We start from the raw sequence: 16,994 nt of genomic DNA, 5'->3' as shown, positions 1-16,994 counted from the left end.
ACTTTTTTGATATAATACAAAGAGCCGGTTTATTTTAAACCGGCTCTTTGTATTATATCAGGAATTATTATAAAACCTTTTTCAGGGTATAATTATTATTACCTGCAATTTCCCTCATATCCCCGTCCAGCATTTTTAGTTCATTTTTGTCTACCTGCTGAAAATAACGTTGCAGGTTTTTGTCCTTATCAGGATTGAGCAGAATAACTGTAGCGCCGGGATCGGCAGTTGTGCCATGTTGAATACTGTAATTTCCTTCACTGGGAAAGGTTTGGCTCTTACCCTGGTAGGTCTCCTTTAAAGTAAACCGTAGCTCGGGCTGTCGGTGAAGCGACAGTTCCATCATAATACCATTGCAGTCTGCACAGGGGATGGTACCGGTATAGGTTACCCAGGTGGCGGTATCGGCGTCGCTGGATTCCGTCGCCGAATGTTCCCCCTGGCTGGCTTTGGTGCCGGTATGCTGACAACCAGCCAATACGGCAAATACGAACAATAGCGGGAGGTATTTCATATAAGCAGGTTTTTTGTTGTTAACAACTATGGATGATTATTGTTTTTCAGGGCACTATTTCAAACACAGGCGGGAAGTTACGCCTTCCATGTTATCAATATATTTCCCCGGACGGAAAAATCTGGATAACAACGATTTGGTAACAAGCTTTGCCGGTTTACCGGTAAGAGAGGAATAAAAAAGGCGGGTTAAGTGGGAGTAGTCAGGGAGTCAGTCACAAAACGCCCGGGTTAACCATCGTTAACCCGGGCGTTGAAAGAGATGGGTTGGTATTTACACGGCTCTACCCCTGATGATATTGACGAGTATGGCAATAATAGCCAGCACAAGCAACGCGTGAATGAGTGATCCGGCTGAGTATACAAAGAATCCCAGTATCCATCCTATAATGAGTATGATTGCTATTACATAAAGAAGGCTGTTCATGTCGTAAGGATTTGATTCAGGAATTATACTAAAAAATTTATGCCAACACCTTAACTTGCCTGTTCACAGCCTTGTATAGGCCGGCAGTGATGATTTTTGTGGAAGCTTCTCCACCATACGAGAAAAAAAAGGACCGGAATTTAGCCCTTCTCCGGCTGAAAATAGTTCCTGCAAAAGGCTTTACTATTATGGATGGATTTTTGAAAACCTGTAACGGTAATGCAGGGACTTATTTTTTAACCACAAATTTTTGATCATGTTACAGGAAGATAAATTGGTGACCCTATTAAACGATCTTGTGAAAATCAATAATGACAGGATAGAAGGATATAAGAAGGCAAAGGCAGCTACTGATAATGCTGATGTGAAAGCGTTGTTTCAGCATATGATAAATGATAGTATTAAGTATGTGGGAGAGCTAAACCATCAGTTATTGGAGCTGGGAGCCGATACTGGCAACCAAGATACAACGCTCGGTGGTAAGATTTACCGCACCTGGATGGCTATTAAAACCACCTTAACTGGCACCGACCGGTACTCGCTTTTTTCTGCCTGTGAATATGGAGAAGACGCTGTGCAGCGTGCCTATGCTGATGCATTGAGCATCGACGTGCCTATGTCTTACCATATCAGGGAAGTACTTGGCAATCAGCGGGCACGATTAAAAGAAGCACATGATACAATTAAAAGCTACCGGGATGTAGTGAGTCAGTAGCATTTTGTGCATTCGGTATACCCTTGTTCTTTTTGTTCATCTCATGGCAGAAAGTGGTTGTTCACCTTAGCCATATTACATTTGAATTCATGAGATTCCAATCATACTTATATTAATAAGTAATATGGCAACTACGGGATTTTCGGTACAGGGCTGCTTCTCCTTATCAGAAGCAGCCCTTTTTAATGCTCGCCACCGCCTTCAAAAACAGTAAAAAACGGGTAAATATGAAGAATAAAGGCCCGGTTTGTTCACTTGGTTCCCGGCTGTTCATTTTATTCAGTTTGCTTTCGCCCTTTTTAGTTTCTCCAGGCTACACTAACTTTAGCGTGATTGAGAGAAGTACTCCTTGTAATACATTTTAACCTCCCCCATGAAAAACAACAATAACTAGTCAGGTGGTCTAACCAGCCACCTTTTTTATTTCCCCTGAAAATGCAGGATCCCAATCTTTCCATACTGCCTCATACCCTTGCTGCTTCAGCATAGCCGCTATAGCCGCTGCACTGCGATCATCCGAAATTTCAAACTGTTCCAGTGACTGCGGATCAACTGTATAGCCACCGGGATTAGTTTTAGACGCGGCGCTCATGGACGTAATCCCCAGGGGAACAATATGATCCCGAAACACTTCATCTTCCCGGGTTGATAAGCTCAACTCTACCTCCTGGTTAAATAGCCGGTAGGCGCAAATCAGTTGTACCAGCTCCCGGTTGCTCATCTCAACCTTGGGCGTTAAACCACCGGAAAATGGCCGCAGCCGGGGAAAAGAAATGCTGTATTTGGTTTGCCAGTACTGCTTTTCCAGGTAGCTCAAGTGTAATGCGGTATAGAAACTATCGGTCCGCCAGTCTTCCAGTCCTATTAACACGCCCAGGCCCATTTTGTGTATGCCCGCTTTCCCGAGCCGGTCAGGTGTTTCGAGGCGGTAGTCAAAATTAGACTTACGCCCTTTCGGATGATGTTTTTTATAATCTTCCTGGTGATAAGTTTCCTGGTATACCAGCACAGTATGTAAGCCCTGCGCCGATAATTCCCGGTAATCGGCTTCATCGAGGGGTTGTACCTCCATGGAAATGTTGGCGAAATGCGGACGGAGTAAGTGCAGCACCTTTTTGAAATAATCGACTCCTACCAACTGGCTGGCTTCACCGGTTACCAGCAACACATGTTCAAAGCCCATTTCTTTGATAGCTGCTGTTTCCATTAATATTTCCGCGGAAGAAAGGGTTTTCCGCCTGATTTTGTTATCCAGGCTAAACCCGCAATAGGTGCAAATGTTCTGGCATTCGTTAGACAGGTACATGGGAATATATAGCTGCATCGTATTGCCAAATCGCTGCCGGGTAAGGGCATGGCTGATGGCCGCCATCTGGCCAAGGTAAGGTGCTGCTGCCGGAGAAATAAGCGCCGCAAAATCATCGAGGGTACGGCGTTGGTGATGAAGCGCCTGCTCCACATCCCGGGATGTTTTAGCATAGATACTGGCTTTCACTTCCTCCCAATCATACTGATCAAATATGCTTTTAAACATGATATAGCGTTAAAGAGATGATGAAATAGGTCAGGCCTCATCCAGGAAGGCAATCAACGGGCTGGAAGCCACTGCATGCTGACTACTGCCTGCCAGTCCGGCTTCATAGGCCATGCGCCCCGCTTCTACTGCGGCCTTGAAAGCCATCGCCATTTGCACCGGGTTACGGGCCACTGCAATGGCCGTATTGACCAATACGGCGCTGGCACCCATCTCCATCGCCTGGGCTGCATGTGAAGGGCTACCGATGCCGGCATCTACAATAACGGGTACATTGCTTTGTGCAATAATAATTTCCAGGAAGTCGAATGTTTTCAGTCCCTTGTTGCTGCCAATAGGCGCGCCCAAGGGCATGACGGCGGCTGTTCCCACTGCTTCTAGGCGCTTGCAGAGCACCGGGTCGGCATGCACGTAAGGCAATACTACAAACCCCAGCTTTACCAGCTCCGCAGCCGCTTGCAGTGTTTCCACCGGATCGGGCATCAGGTAACGGGGATCTGGATGTATTTCTAGTTTTATCCAGTTGGTTTCCATGGCTTCCCGGGCCAGTTGGGCGGCATATACCGCCTCCCTGGCAGTACGTACGCCCGAGGTGTTGGGAAGCAAATTGAGCCTGGCATGGGCGAGATGCTGCAGCATGTCATCAGATTTATTATCCATGTCTACCCGCTTCATAGCTACGGTTATCAGTTCGCTGCCGGACGCCAGCAAGGCACTTTCCATAACTTTGGGTGAAGAAAACTTCCCGGTGCCGGTAAATAGCCGGGAACTGAACGATTTGTCGGCTAAGAGGAATGGTTCCATGTGGCTGTTTGATTTAGTTGTGCCTGAATATGATGTACTACCGCGCGTTTATCCATGGCAGCGGAAATCAGTCCGCTTACCGCTATTCCATGTATACCCGTTTCCAGCAGGGCGGGGATATCTTCTGACAGAATACCTCCGATGGCAATAACGGGAATGGATATATTTCTTTCTCTCAGCTGCTGCATAATGGACTGATAGCCTTGCAGCCCCAGTATGGGACTGAGATTTTGTTTGGTGGTGGTAAACCGGAATGGCCCCACTCCTACGTAGCTGGCGCCATCCTGTACGTGTTGCAGGATGTCTTCCAACGTATTAGCTGTGCCGCCGATAATGAGCTCAGGCCCTGCAATATCCCGTGCCGCAGCCACAGACATATCCAGCTTGCCTACATGTACGCCGGCGGCGTCTACTGCAATGGCAATCTGGGGATAGTCGTTAATAATCAGCCGGGCCTGGTAGCGATCGCAGATGACTTTCGCTGCTTCGGCTACCGGCAAAACAGTTGCGGGCGATTCATTTTTAATACGCAGCTGTATCCATTTGCAGCCGGCATCACATGCCGCCTTGATATGGTCGATATGTGGTGTTTGTGATATGTAATGTAAGTAGCTGATCATATGTAATGATATCCTGTTAGTGATGAATGACTGGCTAATAATTTTTCCGTATATACTTTTCCGTTATAGCATGCTTCTGATAGCGGTAATCCATTGGCTAGCCCGGCGGTGATAGCGGCCGATAGTACGCACCCGGAGCCATGTTTGGGATATACCGATGTCAGCACCGGAGGAAAGGTATGTATCACATCGCCTGTGTATAGCATATCATACCCGGGCTTGTCTTTATGATGGCCTCCTTTCAGCAATATGGTACAGCGTTCTGCCAGGGTTCTGGCGGCTGCTTCCCCATCGTTAAGCCCGGATAATAACAATGCTTCATCGTAGTTGGGAGTCAGCAGAAAGATGTCTGATAACAGCTCCAACCAGGCTTGTTGTTGTATACTACTATGGAAAGAATGGCCGGCAGAGGCTTTCAGTACCGGGTCCAGTATGATGCGGATGCCGGGAACCAATAGTTTTACCTGCCGGACCAGTTCCTGCATCGACTGGATATCTGCCACGATACCAATTTTGCAGTAGCTGGGCTGATGCAATGCCAGCAATGGCCTGGCCTGCGCCAGCACCTGCGAAACAGGCAGCCATTCTACCGATACAAATTGTTCGGCGGTTTGTACGGTAATGGCAGTACAGGCCCCCAATCCGTATACCCTGTGTTGTTCAAATGTTTTGATGTCTGCCAGTAAACCTGCGCCCCCGCTGGGATCCAGGCCGGCAATACTCATCACATAAGGTCGCTCTTGTTCCATAATTGCTGAATGCGGGAGTAATGCTCCACTGCCTTTTCCGGCGTTCTCCAGATGCTTCCCAGCAGGGCTGCACCGGAAAAATGCCATTGTTTTAATAAATGTATATTGGTATGATCCACACCTCCCAACGCTAATACTGTTCTGCTGTTATTGACAGGAATCGCCTGGTGCCGGCCGGTATAGCCCGGTTTGGAAATGCTGTCGAATACCGGGCTAAGTAACAGTGTATTGTAACGTATGTCCGTCGACGTTATTTCATTTACCGTGTGGATACCGATGCTATTCTCCCTGGTGGTTACCATCGTATTTTTATTGATGGTGGCCCGCATTCCGCTCCAGTGAACGCCAGCGAGGCCGTAGATACCTGCCAGTAAAGCATGATCACGGATCAGAATGCGGGGATAGAATACCGGGTCGATATGTGCCAACAAGCCAATGTATTGCTCCATGGTCCATCCCGGCTTTCGGATCAATACCCGCGAAACACCGGCCTGTAGTAGTTCGCCGATTATGATACCTTCGCCCGGTACAGCATCAGGAGAGGTGATCACCCAAATCATAAGTAAATTTCTCCTCCCTGTGCAGCAAACGCGGCGGCTTTTTCCTGCATACCGGCTGTTATCGCTGCTGTTTCTTCAACCCCCTCCCTGGCGGCGAAATCTCTTACTTCCTGGGTAATCTTCATGGAGCAGAAGTTGGGTCCGCACATAGAGCAGAAGTGCGCTATTTTAGCGCCTTCGGCAGGAAGCGTTTCATCATGATAAGCCCTGGCTGTTTCAGGATCGAGCGATAAATTAAATTGGTCTTCCCAGCGGAATTCGAAACGGGCTTTGCTGAGGGCATTATCCCTGTGTTGCGCGCCGGGATGGCCTTTGGCCAGGTCGGCCGCATGCGCGGCGATTTTATAGGTAATAACTCCCTGCCGCACATCTTCTTTATTGGGTAATCCCAGGTGTTCTTTAGGTGTGACGTAACAGAGCATGGCTGTACCAAACCAGCCAATCATAGCGGCGCCTATGCCCGAAGTAATATGATCATATCCAGGAGCAATATCGGTGGTGAGGGGGCCCAGCGTATAAAAAGGCGCTTCATGGCAATGTTGCAGTTGCTTGTCCATATTGGCTTTGATGAGGTGCATGGGCACATGACCGGGTCCTTCAATCATCACCTGTACTTGGTGTTTCCAGGCTATTTTGGTGAGTTCGCCCAGGGTTTCAAGTTCGGCAAACTGCGCCGCATCATTTGCATCGGCGATGCTGCCGGGGCGTAGTCCATCTCCCAGGGAAAATGCTACATCATAGGCTTTCATGATCTCGCATATTTCTTCAAAGTGGGTATACAGGAAGTTTTCCTGGTGGTGCGCCAGGCACCATTTGGCCATGATGGAGCCTCCACGGGATACAATTCCCGTGGTTCGTTTGGCCGTTAACGGTATATATCTTAATAATACGCCTGCGTGGATGGTGAAATAGTCAACGCCTTGCTCAGCCTGTTCTATTAACGTATCGCGGAAAATTTCCCAGGTAAGGGCTTCCGCTTTCCCATTTACCTTTTCCAGCGCCTGGTAAATGGGCACGGTGCCGATAGGCACAGGAGAATTGCGGATAATCCACTCACGGGTTTCGTGAATATTTTTTCCGGTGCTGAGGTCCATGATGGTGTCGGCACCCCATCTGCAGGCCCATACGGATTTTTCGACTTCTTCTTCAATGCTGGAGCTCACGGCAGAGTTGCCGATATTGGCATTTATTTTTACCAGGAAGTTGCGTCCAATAATCATGGGCTCACTTTCGGGGTGATTGATATTGGAAGGAATAATGGCTCTGCCGGCAGCTATTTCCTGGCGTACGAATTCCGGTGTAATGTATTTAACAGGGGTGTTGGCGCCAAAGCTGTGGCCGGGATGTTGTTGCCAGAGTGCGTTATTTTCTTCGTATAATTTATCAGCGCATTGATTTTCCCGGATGGCGATATATTCCATTTCCGGGGTAATAATGCCCTGTTGCGCATAGTATAACTGGCTTACATTGTGGCCGGCTTTGGCGCGCAGCGGGCGGTGGGTATGGCTCATGAGCGGCATTTTACCACCTTCCTTCATCAGGCTCCGTACAAAGGGGCTGTTGTATTCTGGTAGTTGTTCCACGTCGTTCCGTTGGGTGATCCACTGTTCGCGGATACGGGGAATACCGGTACTCACATCAATGTCAATGGCCGGGTCTGAAAAGGCGCCACTGGTATCATATACAATAACGGGCGCGTTGGGAACCGCTGTAGCAGTCTTTCCGTGAATACGTGTATCCGTTAACGTTATTTTACGCATAGCTACTTTTATAGGGTGTAGCTGACCATCGACATAAATTTTTTCTGACGCAGGGAAAGGAGTGCGGCTCAAAGCCGCAGGCTTATTTTGCATGATCGGTATATTTTTAGAGATAGCAATGCCCATTCCGAAGTTGCTACTACGGAAAAGGATATACGAAAATGAATATGTAGTGTTTATCCGCCTTGTGTGGCCCTGATAATGGTGATGTTATCGGCAGCAGACAAGGATTGGTTTTCCCAATGACTTTTAGGAATTACCTGGTTGTTGATGGCTACTGCGATGCCTTTTTGAGCGGAAATTTGAATAAACTGTAAGAGTGCAGCGATGGTTGTTCCTGGCTGCACCGCATAAAGTTTATTGTTTACATGCACTTCCATGTTGATTTGGAATTTAGGTGAAACAATAAACTTTAAGGATGTGGAAAGATGAGAAAGGTTCAGTTACTTTTCCCTACGGCAGTATGAGCTGCTTCAGGTACTGAGGGTATCATCTCAGTTTATCCGGGTATTGGCCGGATAAACACCCCTAAAGTGTGGGCGTAAAAGTAAATAAAAAAACAGGAAATGCGAATTAGAATTTGATAGAAGCCAGTAATTCGTATTTTTAATTTATGGGAAGAATCTATTTAGGGTGTTTATTGATACTGGTTATTGCCTGTAACGGTGCCAAGCAACATGCGGAAGCGGAGGAATTGCAGGGAGATAGTAGTTTGATAAGTATCGTAGACAGCAGTAATGCCGGCATTACTGACAGCATTACCGCTGTGGCAGATACAACGCTGCGGGTGAATGCAGCTAAGCTCATAGGAAAGTGGATACAGCCTGTAGCAGGCCTGGACAAGGAGATGCAGGGTTTTCAATTAAGAAAGAACGGAACGGCCAGGTCTATTAACATGTACACTTTGGTATACGAAAAATGGGAACTGGCGCACGACACCTTGTTGTTATGGAATCATTCCGAAGGTGTAAAAGATACTTCTACGATTGTTGATACAACCATTATTAAAGAGCTAACAGATACTTCCCTGATATTATTCCCGGTAAAGGCCGCCGAGGGCTACAGAGAAAAGTACCTGAAACGGAACGGGTAGATCTAGTTGTAGATCTGCCAGAGTCCTACCAGGCAGGCTACTACCGACATAAATATACCGGCTGCGGCGAGCTGCATATCATCGATATTTTTTCTTCCTATAAATAAGGAAATCAGGCCTATAATAATGGCTACACAACCGGCGCTTACCGCATATGCTGGTGTTTTGGTAGAGAATGCAAATGCGGCGGATAATACCCCGATGATGAGAGCTGAGATACAGGCTGTCTTTGTTGCGGTTGTTGAGTGTTGCATATATATTCAAGTTTTGAAAAACAGGTGAAGGAATAAATATTCGTCTATAGCTTGTCGTGTTAACTACTTACCTTTTCTTTAACGGTCGCCGCATGTTCCCAGGGAACTTTTAAAAGTGTGCCTACTTCCTGGTAACGGGCGTCCTGGTATTCATCCAATCCATATTTGATTGCGAGTGTGTCTGGTACTTTTACGAAGGTGCCAAAGAGCCGGTCCCAGATAGAGAATATATTGGCGTAATTAGCGTCTGTTTCCGGTTGGTAACGGCTGTGATGTACCTTGTGCATGTCTGGTGATACAATGACCCAGCTCAGCGCGTTATCCAACCATTGTGGCAGGTGGATATTGGCGTGGTTAAACTGGGAGAGGAAGGCTGACAGGCTTTGATAGAGCATCACCATCCAGAAAGGTACTCCCATGGTAATAATGGCCACAAAGAGGGCAATGACCCGCCAGAGGCTTTCTACCGGGTGATGCCGTAGAGCGGTGGTAGCATCTATCTGGGTATCTATATGATGAATTTTATGGAATTGCCATAGCCAGGCAGTTTTATGTTGTACCCAGTGAATGACCCAGGCGCCGATAAAGTCGAGCATCAGCAAGGCAAGGATGGTATGTAGCCAAAGTGGAAGTGGTACCTGGTAAAGTGCCCCAAAATGAGTTTCGCCGGTCCACCGGGAAGCTTTTACGATGAGGAATGCCAACCCTGTATTTACAATTACCGTAGTTAGTGTAAAAAACAGGTTGGTGCCGGCATGGCGGTAGCGGTTGGCGCCAAAGCGGAATCTTGGAGCGATCCCTTCTATTATCCACAGCAATACCAGTCCACTTACGAGTATAGCGGTACGCCAGGCGGAAGGAATATGTTCAAAAAAGCTTACCATAACTGGTAAAGTATATGTTGTTGAAATATTATGCTACGCTTATGTTGGTTTTCATGACCAGGCGAACAAAATCAATACGGGTGGATATGGGGAGCGATCTGACTAATTATAATACACAGTACATTATAAGTGACTGTTATTATCCCTGCGTTACTGTCCTGAACCTTTCGGGTGTATTTCCCCGGGTTGATTCCAGGTAAAAATTACAACTATTTGGGCAATAAATAAAGGGCTTTAAGGGCCATGGGTAAAGAAAAAAGCAACCTCTTTGTGAGAGATTGCTTTATGTATAATTTTTTAATTATAAGTATTTTCCTTTTAGCGTTTCGCTAAGAAAGAATACTAGTTATTCAACATCAGCGGCATTACCAGCATGAGCAGGTCTTCATTTTCTTCTTTTTCAGAAGGTCTGAGAATACCGGCTTTCGTAGCGGTGGCCAGGTCGATGGATATTTCATCGCCTTCAGCGGCATTGAGCATTTCGATGAGGAACTTGGCGTTAAAGGCAATCTGCATATCATCGCCGGTGTACTGGCAGCTCATGCGTTCGTTACCTTCAAAGGAGAAGTCCACATCCTGGGCAGATAACTGGAGTTCACTGCCGGTAATGCTGAGGGCTACCTGGTTGGTGCTCTTATTTGCAAATACGCCTACGCGTTTCAAAGCATTCTGGAAGTCGCTTTTCACTACGGTGAGGCGATATGGATTGTCTTTAGGTATTACTACTTTATAGTCGGGGAACCGGGCATCGATGAGGCGGCAGATCATCTGGGCGCCTTCGTGCTGTACGAAAAAGTGGTTCTGGCTATAGGCAATTTTAATTTCGGTATCGTTGTCCGGCAGGGCGGTTTTGAGCAGGTTCAGCGGTTTTTTAGGCACAATGAAGCTGTCGGCCTGCGGGCATTTCACGTCTGTTCTTACATATTTTACCAGGCGATGGGCGTCGGTAGCTACGAAAGTGAGGCTTTCCGGGGCAATTTCGAAAAATACGCCGGTCATAGCGGGGCGCAGATCGTCATTGCTCACTGCGAACAGGGTTTTATTAATCGCCGTTACCAGGCCGGTAGCAGCCATGGTAAAGGAGGTAGTGTCGTCGGCAGCAGGTTCTTTCGGAAAGTTTTCCGGATTTTCACCCATAACCTTGTACTTACCGTTGTCTGAAGTAATTTCTACTGCGTAAGAATTCAGGTCAATATGGAAGGTTAGCGGCTGATCAGGCAGATTTTTCAGGGAGTCCATCAGGATTTTCGCCGGAATACAGATTTTTCCGCTTTCCTTGGCTTCCACCTCCAGCTTCACCCGCATAACAGTTTCCAGGTCAGTAGCAACTACAGTCAGTTCATTTTTGTCAATCAGGAACAGAAAATCCTCCAGTATTGGTAATACTGTGTTGGAATTGATCACCCCGCTGATTTGTTGTAATTGTTTTAATAAAGTAGAGGAAGAAACAATAAATTTCATGATCTATATAAGTTTGCTTATCATTTTTTGGTGATGGGTAACCATAGAGGGACTCGCCTGACTCAAAGCGTTACCTCCCATAAAAGGTCAAATGTACAGTAAACAAAGATAGAAAGTTTCGACATTCGCCCTAATTTCATCACATCTTATACACTAAGATAATGTGGTTTTACACAACGATTTGCAGGCGTTCATATATTTATTTTTAAGATAATACTATGCGTTATTGTTAAAAAGGGCTGTCTTTATTAGACGACATTTAATACTTAGCTGTCATTATTGATGAATGTGAAAAGAATTGGGCTGTTCTTTTAAATTATCTTCAAATCGGTTACTTTTGCCGCGCTGAAAAATTATTCCAAAACCAACAAAAAAAAGCAGGTTATGAAACTGTCTCATTTAGCCGAAACATTGATTGGATCCGAAATCATTAAGTTAGCAGCTGAAATAAAGGAGAAGCAGGCCAAGGGTGAGAAGATTTACAATTTCACGATTGGCGATTTTGACCCGAAGGTATTTCCCATCCCGGTTGAATTTGAACAGGAAATCATAACAGCCTATAAGGAGCACCTGACTAACTATCCTCCTGCAGATGGTATTGCGGAGTTAAGGCAGGCAGTGGGTGGCTTTATAGCTGAACGGGAAGGGCTGACTTACGATCCGGCTAAGGAAATCGTGATTTCCTGCGGTGGTCGACCTATCATTTATGCTACCTTCCGTACCATTGTGGATCGCGGTGAAAAAGTAATATATGCTACACCTTCCTGGAATAACAATCACTACACCCATTTCCTGGAAGCGGAGCACGTAGTGTTGGAAACTACACCGGAAAACGACTTTATGCCTACCGCGGCTGAGTTGAAGCCACTGTTGAAAGGGGCTACCCTCCTGGCGCTTTGCTCCCCGCAAAACCCTACCGGTACTGCCTTCCACAAGCATCAGCTGGAAGAAATCTGTGACCTGGTACTGGCAGAAAACAAAAGCAGGGGCGCCGATGAAAAGCCGCTCTATGTAATGTTTGACCAGATGTACTGGGTGTTGACCTTCGGTGAAACACACCACCACAACCCGGTTTCCCTCCGCCCGGAAATGAAGGATTACACCATTTTCATTGATGGTATGAGTAAAGCCTTTGCTGCTACCGGTGTAAGAGTGGGCTGGGCTTTAGGTCCCGCACACGTAATTGGTAAAATGAAATCCATTCTCTCTCATGTAGGCGCCTGGAGCCCGATGGCAGAACAAAAAGCTGCCGCCCGTTACCTGGTACAGAAAGAAAATGTGGATAAATACCTCCAGCACTTTAAAGGAGAAATCGAAGAAAGACTGGTGAAAATCTATAACGGCTTCGATAAACTGAAAAAAGCTGGTCATAAGGTAGAAGCGATTGCCCCACAGGCGGCCATTTATCTCACCGTTAAATTCGACCTGGTAGGTAAACAAACGGCTGAAGGTACTGTACTGACTGATCAGGCTGCGGTTACTTCCTACATCCTGAATGAAGCCAAACTGGCACTGGTGCCGTTCTACGCATTCGGATCTGCTAAAAACTCACCCTGGTATCGCCTCAGCGTAGGTACCTGTGTGAAGGAAGAAATTCCGGCTATGTTCGAAAAATTACAGAGCGCACTGGAAAAACTGAAATAGAACAGAAAGCATAAGGCATAAAGCATAAAGCTATTGAAGCGAATGATCTAAGCGGATATTCACCCGCCCTGGTCATTCGCTTCAATAGCTTTATGCTTTATGCTTTCTCCTCTTTTTTGACTTTTTGACTTTTGTCATCAAAAAGTTAAATACCTGTTAAAAGGTCAACTCGCGCTACTAATTCAAAAAAACTTTCTAATTTTGACTTTGAAACTAAAAAAGTCAAAAGGTTAATGCATACAGAAGCTAAAGATGAAATGAGGGATAAAATCCTCGAGGCGGCTCTGAAGCGTTTTACTCACTATGGCGCTTCTAAAACAACGATGAACGAGATAGCAGATGATCTTCACTGCTCCAAGGCTTCGCTGTATTATTATTTTCCGGATAAGAAGGCTATGCATGTTGCCGTACTCGAAAAGATTGCGGAAGCATATTTCAGCAAAATGGAAAAAGAAGGGGAACAGTTGACATCCGCCACCCAGGCTTTATATAACATTATAGATCTCCGGAAGGAATTCATCATCAGGTTTTGCCGGCTGGAAATATTTAAGATCCTACAGGACAATACCACCCTCTTTCAACAGGAAAAGCGGAAGGCACGGGAAAGGGAGATACTTCTCCACACCCGTATCATTGAAGCAGGTATTGCCTCAGGAGAGTTTAAGACAGACAACCCTGCACAGGTAGCCGAATTATTGGTGCTGTCGGGGATAGGAATACGTTTCTCACTGATGGACGACCCAAGGGAAGATTTTGAAATGGATGAAGAAGAAATGGATAAGGTGGTAGAAAAACAAAAGCAACTGCTGGATATCTTCATAAAAGGATTACGAGCATAACAACGGAAACCATGGAAATGAGAGAAAGGATACTCGGAACAGCACTGAGAATGTTCAAAACCTACGGTGTCAAAGGAGTAACCATGTTTGATATTGCGCGTGATTGCGGTATTTCCAAGAAAACAGTATACGAGCATTTTGTAGACAAACAGGCGCTGATAGACGAAGGTATGCAGCAGTTGCTTAATAATCACATGGCGTATTTCAACGAATGTATGGCCACCACCAACAATGCGATTGAAGAAATGGTGTGCAATATGAAGTATGTCACCAATATCGCCAAAACGCAGAATCCTGTGATGTTGTATGAAATCCAGAAGTATCACCCCGATACCTGGAAAAGTGTAGAAAATTTTAGAGCTGATGGGGTGCTGTGTAACATCCGGAAAAATTTAGAAAGAGGTATGACGGAAGGCCTATACCGTCAGCATCTTCATACAGATATTGTAGCACGTATGCGCCAGCTGCAGCTGGAAGCAGCATTTGACCCGATCCAGTACCCGGCAGATCAATTTGAAATGCACACGGTAATGGAACAAGTAACCGCCCATTTCATCCTGGGCATTGCTACACTCAAAGGACATAAACTGGCAAACCAGTACCTGCATATTAAAGAAGACGAATAAACTACTACCGCTAACAGATTTATTTTATGAAGCGATTAAAGTTAACGCTTATCCTCCTCGTAGGGATAGGGGTATATAATGGCTATGCCCAAGCGCAGCTTACCTTACAGGAAGCACTGAAGTTTGCCCTGGCAAATAATAAACAACTGGCCAGGACAAAAATGGACGAAGAAATGGGTAAGTACAAAACCCAGGAAGTTCGCTCCCAGGCACTGCCACAGCTTAATGGTAACGCCTCCTATACAGACAACCTGATGCTGCAGAAATCACTGCTTCCAGGCGCCATTTTCGGTAAACCGGATAGCTCCATTTTGGTGGCATTTGGTGTGAAATACAACGCCACCGTAGGCGCAGAGCTCAACCAGCAAATCTTTAACCAGGCAGTATTCACAGGATTGAAAGCGGCGAAGTCGGGCGAAGAATATTACAGGCTGCAAACAGAGCAATCGACTGAAACCGTGATCTACAACGTATCACAGTTGTACTACCAGCTTTTGGTAACACAGGAGAAGATTATTTCCATCAATAGCAATATCGAAAAACTTACAGCGTTGGTAACCGCCACCAAATCACAGTTTGATAATGGCCTGGCAAAGAAGATAGACCTGGACCGTATCCGGGTAAATCTTACCAACAACCTTACGCAGCGCACACAGCTGCAGAATCAATACGCTACGCAAACCAACAACCTGAAGAAGGTGATGGGGATGCCTTTGCAGACGGCCTTCCTGTTACCTCCTGCTTCGCTAAAGGAGATAGAAAACAAAGCTGCCGGCGTATTGCAATACGATGATATGAACTTGAGTAACAGAACTGAATATAAATTATTGAAGAAGCAGGAAGAGCTGCAGCAGTTGCAGAAGAAAGCTTACCTGGCAGAATATTATCCTTCGTTGTCATTGTTTGGAAGATACTCTTACAATGGTATGAGCCAGCAATTTGCTTTTCAGAAAGATCCGTCTAACTCTACCAGCTGGTACGGCGCTGCCGCTATTGGCATTTCCCTGAAGATACCCATCTTTGATGGTTTTGGCCGCCGCTCAAAAGTGAACCAGTCAAATGTAACACTGCGCCAGCTCAACAAACAGCTGGAAGATACCGAGCTATCGCTAAACGCCGACTATGAAAATGCCAAGTTGATGGTGCGTAGTAATCTATCTACCATCCATACTCAAAAAGAGAACGTAGACCTGGCTAACGAAGTGTTCTACTCTACCCAGAACAATTATAAGCTGGGGCTGGCGGGTTTAACAGATCTGCTGAACGCAGAAACGTCGCTGACAGACGCACAAAACAGCTATAACGAGGCCCTGTTGCAGTATAAGCTGGCAGAGCTGGAAATCATAAAAAGCAAAGGGGGACTGAGAGACCTCTTAAACTAAATGTATAAACGAAAACAAGGATAGAACACACAAACTATTTGCAGATGAAAAAGTTTATAATCTGGGGAGTGGTAACGGTAGGTGCAGTAGTACTGATCATGTGGAAGCTCAACGCTAATAAAAAAGCAAACGAAGCCAAAACTGAATTTGTAAAACAAAGTAATATCGGTGATATTCCTGTACTGGTGCAGAAAGTAACCCGCAACGATTTTTCCCAGGGCTTCCTGGCCAACGGAAACTTTACGCCGGTACGCGAACTGTCGTACCTGGCTGAAACCGCCGGTCGCATTACCCGACTGCTTGTAGATGAAGGCAGCGTAGTAAAACAAGGACAAGCCATTGCCTACATTGATGGAGAGATCTTGAATACGGATCTCGCATCTGCAAAAGCTAACCTTAGTCAGCTGAAAGTAGATAAGGAAAGATATGAAAGCGCGTTCCAGACAGGTGGCGTTACCCAGAAGCAAATGGATGATGCCCGGTTACAGTACGAGGTGGCTAAAACCCGCTACGAGGCCGCTAGCCGACGCGTAAGCGATACTTATGTAAAAGCGCCTATCTCCGGAATTATCAATAAAAAATATATAGAACAAGGGGCTTATCTCTCTGTTGGAACAAAAATGTTCGACATCGTAGATGTATCCCGTCTTAAACTGGCGGTTTCTGTTCCTGAAGCACAGGTAGTTGCCCTGAGCAAAGGTCAGAAAGTATCTGTTACCTCCAGCGTGTTTCCCGAAACCACCTACGAAGGTACCATCACCTTTATTGCTGCCAAAGGCGATAACTCCCTGAACTACCCCGTGGAAATGGAAGTTGGCAATATTGCCGGGAAAGACCTGAAAGCAGGGATGTACGGTACTGCCCACTTCGTAGACCCGAAAGCTGATAAGGCTATTTTCATTGCACGTACTGCTTTTATTGGTGGCGTAAACAGTAATGAGGTGTATGTAATGGAAGGCAATGTGGCGAAGAAACGCAAAGTTGTAGCCGGCCGCATTGTGGGCGACCAGGTAGAAGTACGGGAGGGGCTGAATGAGGGTGATACAGTAATTACCAGTGGTCAGATTAACCTGACAGATGGTGCTACTGTAACCGTTCAGCAAACCGTTAAGTAACCGAGGAAATGTAT

19 protein-coding genes and 1 riboswitch are annotated in these 16,994 nt (G+C 46.1%); of the genes, 7 read left to right on the top strand and 12 right to left on the bottom strand.

The window, feature by feature from the left end; genetic code table 11:
- Positions 1-67: 67 nt before the first annotated feature.
- Positions 68-514 (bottom strand): copper resistance protein NlpE, encoded by a 447-nt coding sequence (locus tag HGH90_RS19240; RefSeq protein WP_168764877.1) that lies wholly within the window; start codon positions 512-514, stop codon positions 68-70.
- Between the two features lie 273 nt (positions 515-787).
- Positions 788-940, bottom strand: coding sequence for a lmo0937 family membrane protein (locus HGH90_RS19235; protein WP_168764876.1), 153 nt, complete (start codon positions 938-940; stop codon positions 788-790).
- A 256-nt stretch (positions 941-1,196) separates the two neighbouring features.
- Here HGH90_RS19235 and HGH90_RS19230 point away from each other — a divergent pair, with 256 nt between their 5' ends.
- The gene (locus HGH90_RS19230) at positions 1,197-1,655 is read left to right on the top strand and encodes a PA2169 family four-helix-bundle protein (RefSeq protein WP_168764875.1); all 459 of its coding nucleotides are present in this window, start codon (positions 1,197-1,199) and stop codon (positions 1,653-1,655) included.
- Positions 1,656-2,058: 403 nt separating this feature from the next.
- Here HGH90_RS19230 and thiH read toward each other — a convergent pair whose 3' ends face one another.
- The 7 genes from thiH to thiS all read right to left on the bottom strand — a co-directional run bounded on the left by thiH (position 2,059) and on the right by thiS (position 8,062).
- A complete protein-coding gene (thiH, locus tag HGH90_RS19225) occupies positions 2,059-3,189 on the bottom strand; it encodes a 2-iminoacetate synthase ThiH (RefSeq protein ID WP_168764874.1) in 1,131 nt (376 codons plus the stop codon).
- Positions 3,190-3,219: 30 nt separating this feature from the next.
- Positions 3,220-3,993 (bottom strand): thiazole synthase, encoded by a 774-nt coding sequence (locus HGH90_RS19220; protein WP_169191726.1) that lies wholly within the window; start codon positions 3,991-3,993, stop codon positions 3,220-3,222.
- Complete coding sequence (locus HGH90_RS19215; protein ID WP_169191725.1) at positions 3,975-4,613, bottom strand: thiamine phosphate synthase; 639 nt, start codon at positions 4,611-4,613, stop codon at positions 3,975-3,977. The genes HGH90_RS19220 and HGH90_RS19215 overlap by 19 nt, the downstream gene beginning before the upstream one ends.
- Positions 4,610-5,362: a hydroxymethylpyrimidine/phosphomethylpyrimidine kinase gene (locus HGH90_RS19210; RefSeq protein ID WP_169191724.1), complete on the bottom strand. Its 753-nt coding sequence runs from the start codon at positions 5,360-5,362 to the stop codon at positions 4,610-4,612. Before HGH90_RS19210 ends, HGH90_RS19215 begins: the two co-directional genes overlap by 4 nt.
- A complete protein-coding gene (locus HGH90_RS19205; RefSeq protein WP_168764870.1) occupies positions 5,338-5,922 on the bottom strand; it encodes a thiamine phosphate synthase in 585 nt (194 codons plus the stop codon). The genes HGH90_RS19210 and HGH90_RS19205 overlap by 25 nt, the downstream gene beginning before the upstream one ends.
- On the bottom strand, positions 5,919-7,775 hold the full coding sequence (thiC, locus tag HGH90_RS19200) for a phosphomethylpyrimidine synthase ThiC (protein ID WP_169191723.1): 1,857 nt from the start codon (positions 7,773-7,775) through the stop codon (positions 5,919-5,921). The genes HGH90_RS19205 and thiC overlap by 4 nt, the downstream gene beginning before the upstream one ends.
- A gap of 83 nt (positions 7,776-7,858) precedes the next feature.
- Positions 7,859-8,062, bottom strand: a complete 204-nt coding sequence (gene thiS, locus HGH90_RS19195; RefSeq protein ID WP_168738401.1) for a sulfur carrier protein ThiS — start codon at positions 8,060-8,062, stop codon at positions 7,859-7,861.
- A gap of 53 nt (positions 8,063-8,115) precedes the next feature.
- Positions 8,116-8,222, bottom strand: a riboswitch (TPP riboswitch).
- A 73-nt stretch (positions 8,223-8,295) separates the two neighbouring features.
- Here thiS and HGH90_RS19190 point away from each other — a divergent pair.
- Positions 8,296-8,775 carry a lipocalin family protein gene (locus HGH90_RS19190; RefSeq protein WP_168764867.1) on the top strand — a complete coding sequence of 160 codons (480 nt, stop codon included), beginning with the start codon at positions 8,296-8,298 and terminating at the stop codon, positions 8,773-8,775.
- Between the two features lie 2 nt (positions 8,776-8,777).
- Here the strand turns inward: HGH90_RS19190 and HGH90_RS19185 are convergent, their stop codons facing one another.
- The 3 genes from HGH90_RS19185 to dnaN form a co-directional block, all read right to left on the bottom strand.
- Positions 8,778-9,029, bottom strand: coding sequence for a hypothetical protein (locus HGH90_RS19185; RefSeq protein WP_168764866.1), 252 nt, complete (start codon positions 9,027-9,029; stop codon positions 8,778-8,780).
- A gap of 59 nt (positions 9,030-9,088) precedes the next feature.
- Positions 9,089-9,913, bottom strand: coding sequence for a sterol desaturase family protein (locus tag HGH90_RS19180; protein WP_169191722.1), 825 nt, complete (start codon positions 9,911-9,913; stop codon positions 9,089-9,091).
- A gap of 342 nt (positions 9,914-10,255) precedes the next feature.
- Complete coding sequence (gene dnaN / locus HGH90_RS19175; RefSeq protein WP_168764864.1) at positions 10,256-11,374, bottom strand: DNA polymerase III subunit beta; 1,119 nt, start codon at positions 11,372-11,374, stop codon at positions 10,256-10,258.
- 384 nt (positions 11,375-11,758) lie between these two features.
- On the opposite strand from dnaN, the gene HGH90_RS19170 reads away from it, so the two are divergent.
- The 5 genes from HGH90_RS19170 (at position 11,759) to HGH90_RS19150 (ending at position 16,980) form a co-directional block, all read left to right on the top strand.
- Entirely contained in the window at positions 11,759-13,018 is a 1,260-nt protein-coding gene (locus tag HGH90_RS19170) for a pyridoxal phosphate-dependent aminotransferase (RefSeq protein WP_168764863.1), read from the top strand.
- Between the two features lie 233 nt (positions 13,019-13,251).
- Positions 13,252-13,857, top strand: a complete 606-nt coding sequence (locus HGH90_RS19165; protein ID WP_169191721.1) for a TetR/AcrR family transcriptional regulator — start codon at positions 13,252-13,254, stop codon at positions 13,855-13,857.
- An 11-nt stretch (positions 13,858-13,868) separates the two neighbouring features.
- Positions 13,869-14,483 carry a TetR/AcrR family transcriptional regulator gene (locus HGH90_RS19160; RefSeq protein ID WP_169191720.1) on the top strand — a complete coding sequence of 205 codons (615 nt, stop codon included), beginning with the start codon at positions 13,869-13,871 and terminating at the stop codon, positions 14,481-14,483.
- Between the two features lie 26 nt (positions 14,484-14,509).
- A complete protein-coding gene (locus HGH90_RS19155) occupies positions 14,510-15,865 on the top strand; it encodes a TolC family protein (RefSeq protein ID WP_168764860.1) in 1,356 nt (451 codons plus the stop codon).
- A gap of 44 nt (positions 15,866-15,909) precedes the next feature.
- The gene (locus HGH90_RS19150) at positions 15,910-16,980 is read left to right on the top strand and encodes an efflux RND transporter periplasmic adaptor subunit (RefSeq protein WP_169191719.1); all 1,071 of its coding nucleotides are present in this window, start codon (positions 15,910-15,912) and stop codon (positions 16,978-16,980) included.
- Positions 16,981-16,994 lie beyond the last annotated feature (14 nt).

It is taken from the genome of Chitinophaga sp. Ak27, assembly GCF_012726295.1.
In the GTDB taxonomy this organism is placed as follows: Bacteria; Bacteroidota; Bacteroidia; order Chitinophagales; family Chitinophagaceae; genus Chitinophaga.
This window is presented reverse-complemented; position numbering and strand designations above follow the sequence as displayed.

Coding starts and splice junctions, on each gene's coding strand:
- HGH90_RS19240 (WP_168764877.1), bottom strand. CDS start 514: ATGAAATACCTCCCGCTATTGTTCGTATTTGCCGTATTGGCTGGTTGT.
- HGH90_RS19235 (WP_168764876.1), bottom strand. CDS start 940: ATGAACAGCCTTCTTTATGTAATAGCAATCATACTCATTATAGGATGG.
- HGH90_RS19230 (WP_168764875.1), top strand. CDS start 1,197: ATGTTACAGGAAGATAAATTGGTGACCCTATTAAACGATCTTGTGAAA.
- thiH (WP_168764874.1), bottom strand. CDS start 3,189: ATGTTTAAAAGCATATTTGATCAGTATGATTGGGAGGAAGTGAAAGCC.
- HGH90_RS19220 (WP_169191726.1), bottom strand. CDS start 3,993: ATGGAACCATTCCTCTTAGCCGACAAATCGTTCAGTTCCCGGCTATTT.
- HGH90_RS19215 (WP_169191725.1), bottom strand. CDS start 4,613: ATGATCAGCTACTTACATTACATATCACAAACACCACATATCGACCAT.
- HGH90_RS19210 (WP_169191724.1), bottom strand. CDS start 5,362: ATGGAACAAGAGCGACCTTATGTGATGAGTATTGCCGGCCTGGATCCC.
- HGH90_RS19205 (WP_168764870.1), bottom strand. CDS start 5,922: ATGATTTGGGTGATCACCTCTCCTGATGCTGTACCGGGCGAAGGTATC.
- thiC (WP_169191723.1), bottom strand. CDS start 7,775: ATGCAAAATAAGCCTGCGGCTTTGAGCCGCACTCCTTTCCCTGCGTCA.
- thiS (WP_168738401.1), bottom strand. CDS start 8,062: ATGGAAGTGCATGTAAACAATAAACTTTATGCGGTGCAGCCAGGAACA.
- HGH90_RS19190 (WP_168764867.1), top strand. CDS start 8,296: ATGGGAAGAATCTATTTAGGGTGTTTATTGATACTGGTTATTGCCTGT.
- HGH90_RS19185 (WP_168764866.1), bottom strand. CDS start 9,029: ATGCAACACTCAACAACCGCAACAAAGACAGCCTGTATCTCAGCTCTC.
- HGH90_RS19180 (WP_169191722.1), bottom strand. CDS start 9,913: ATGGTAAGCTTTTTTGAACATATTCCTTCCGCCTGGCGTACCGCTATA.
- dnaN (WP_168764864.1), bottom strand. CDS start 11,374: ATGAAATTTATTGTTTCTTCCTCTACTTTATTAAAACAATTACAACAA.
- HGH90_RS19170 (WP_168764863.1), top strand. CDS start 11,759: ATGAAACTGTCTCATTTAGCCGAAACATTGATTGGATCCGAAATCATT.
- HGH90_RS19165 (WP_169191721.1), top strand. CDS start 13,252: ATGCATACAGAAGCTAAAGATGAAATGAGGGATAAAATCCTCGAGGCG.
- HGH90_RS19160 (WP_169191720.1), top strand. CDS start 13,869: ATGGAAATGAGAGAAAGGATACTCGGAACAGCACTGAGAATGTTCAAA.
- HGH90_RS19155 (WP_168764860.1), top strand. CDS start 14,510: ATGAAGCGATTAAAGTTAACGCTTATCCTCCTCGTAGGGATAGGGGTA.
- HGH90_RS19150 (WP_169191719.1), top strand. CDS start 15,910: ATGAAAAAGTTTATAATCTGGGGAGTGGTAACGGTAGGTGCAGTAGTA.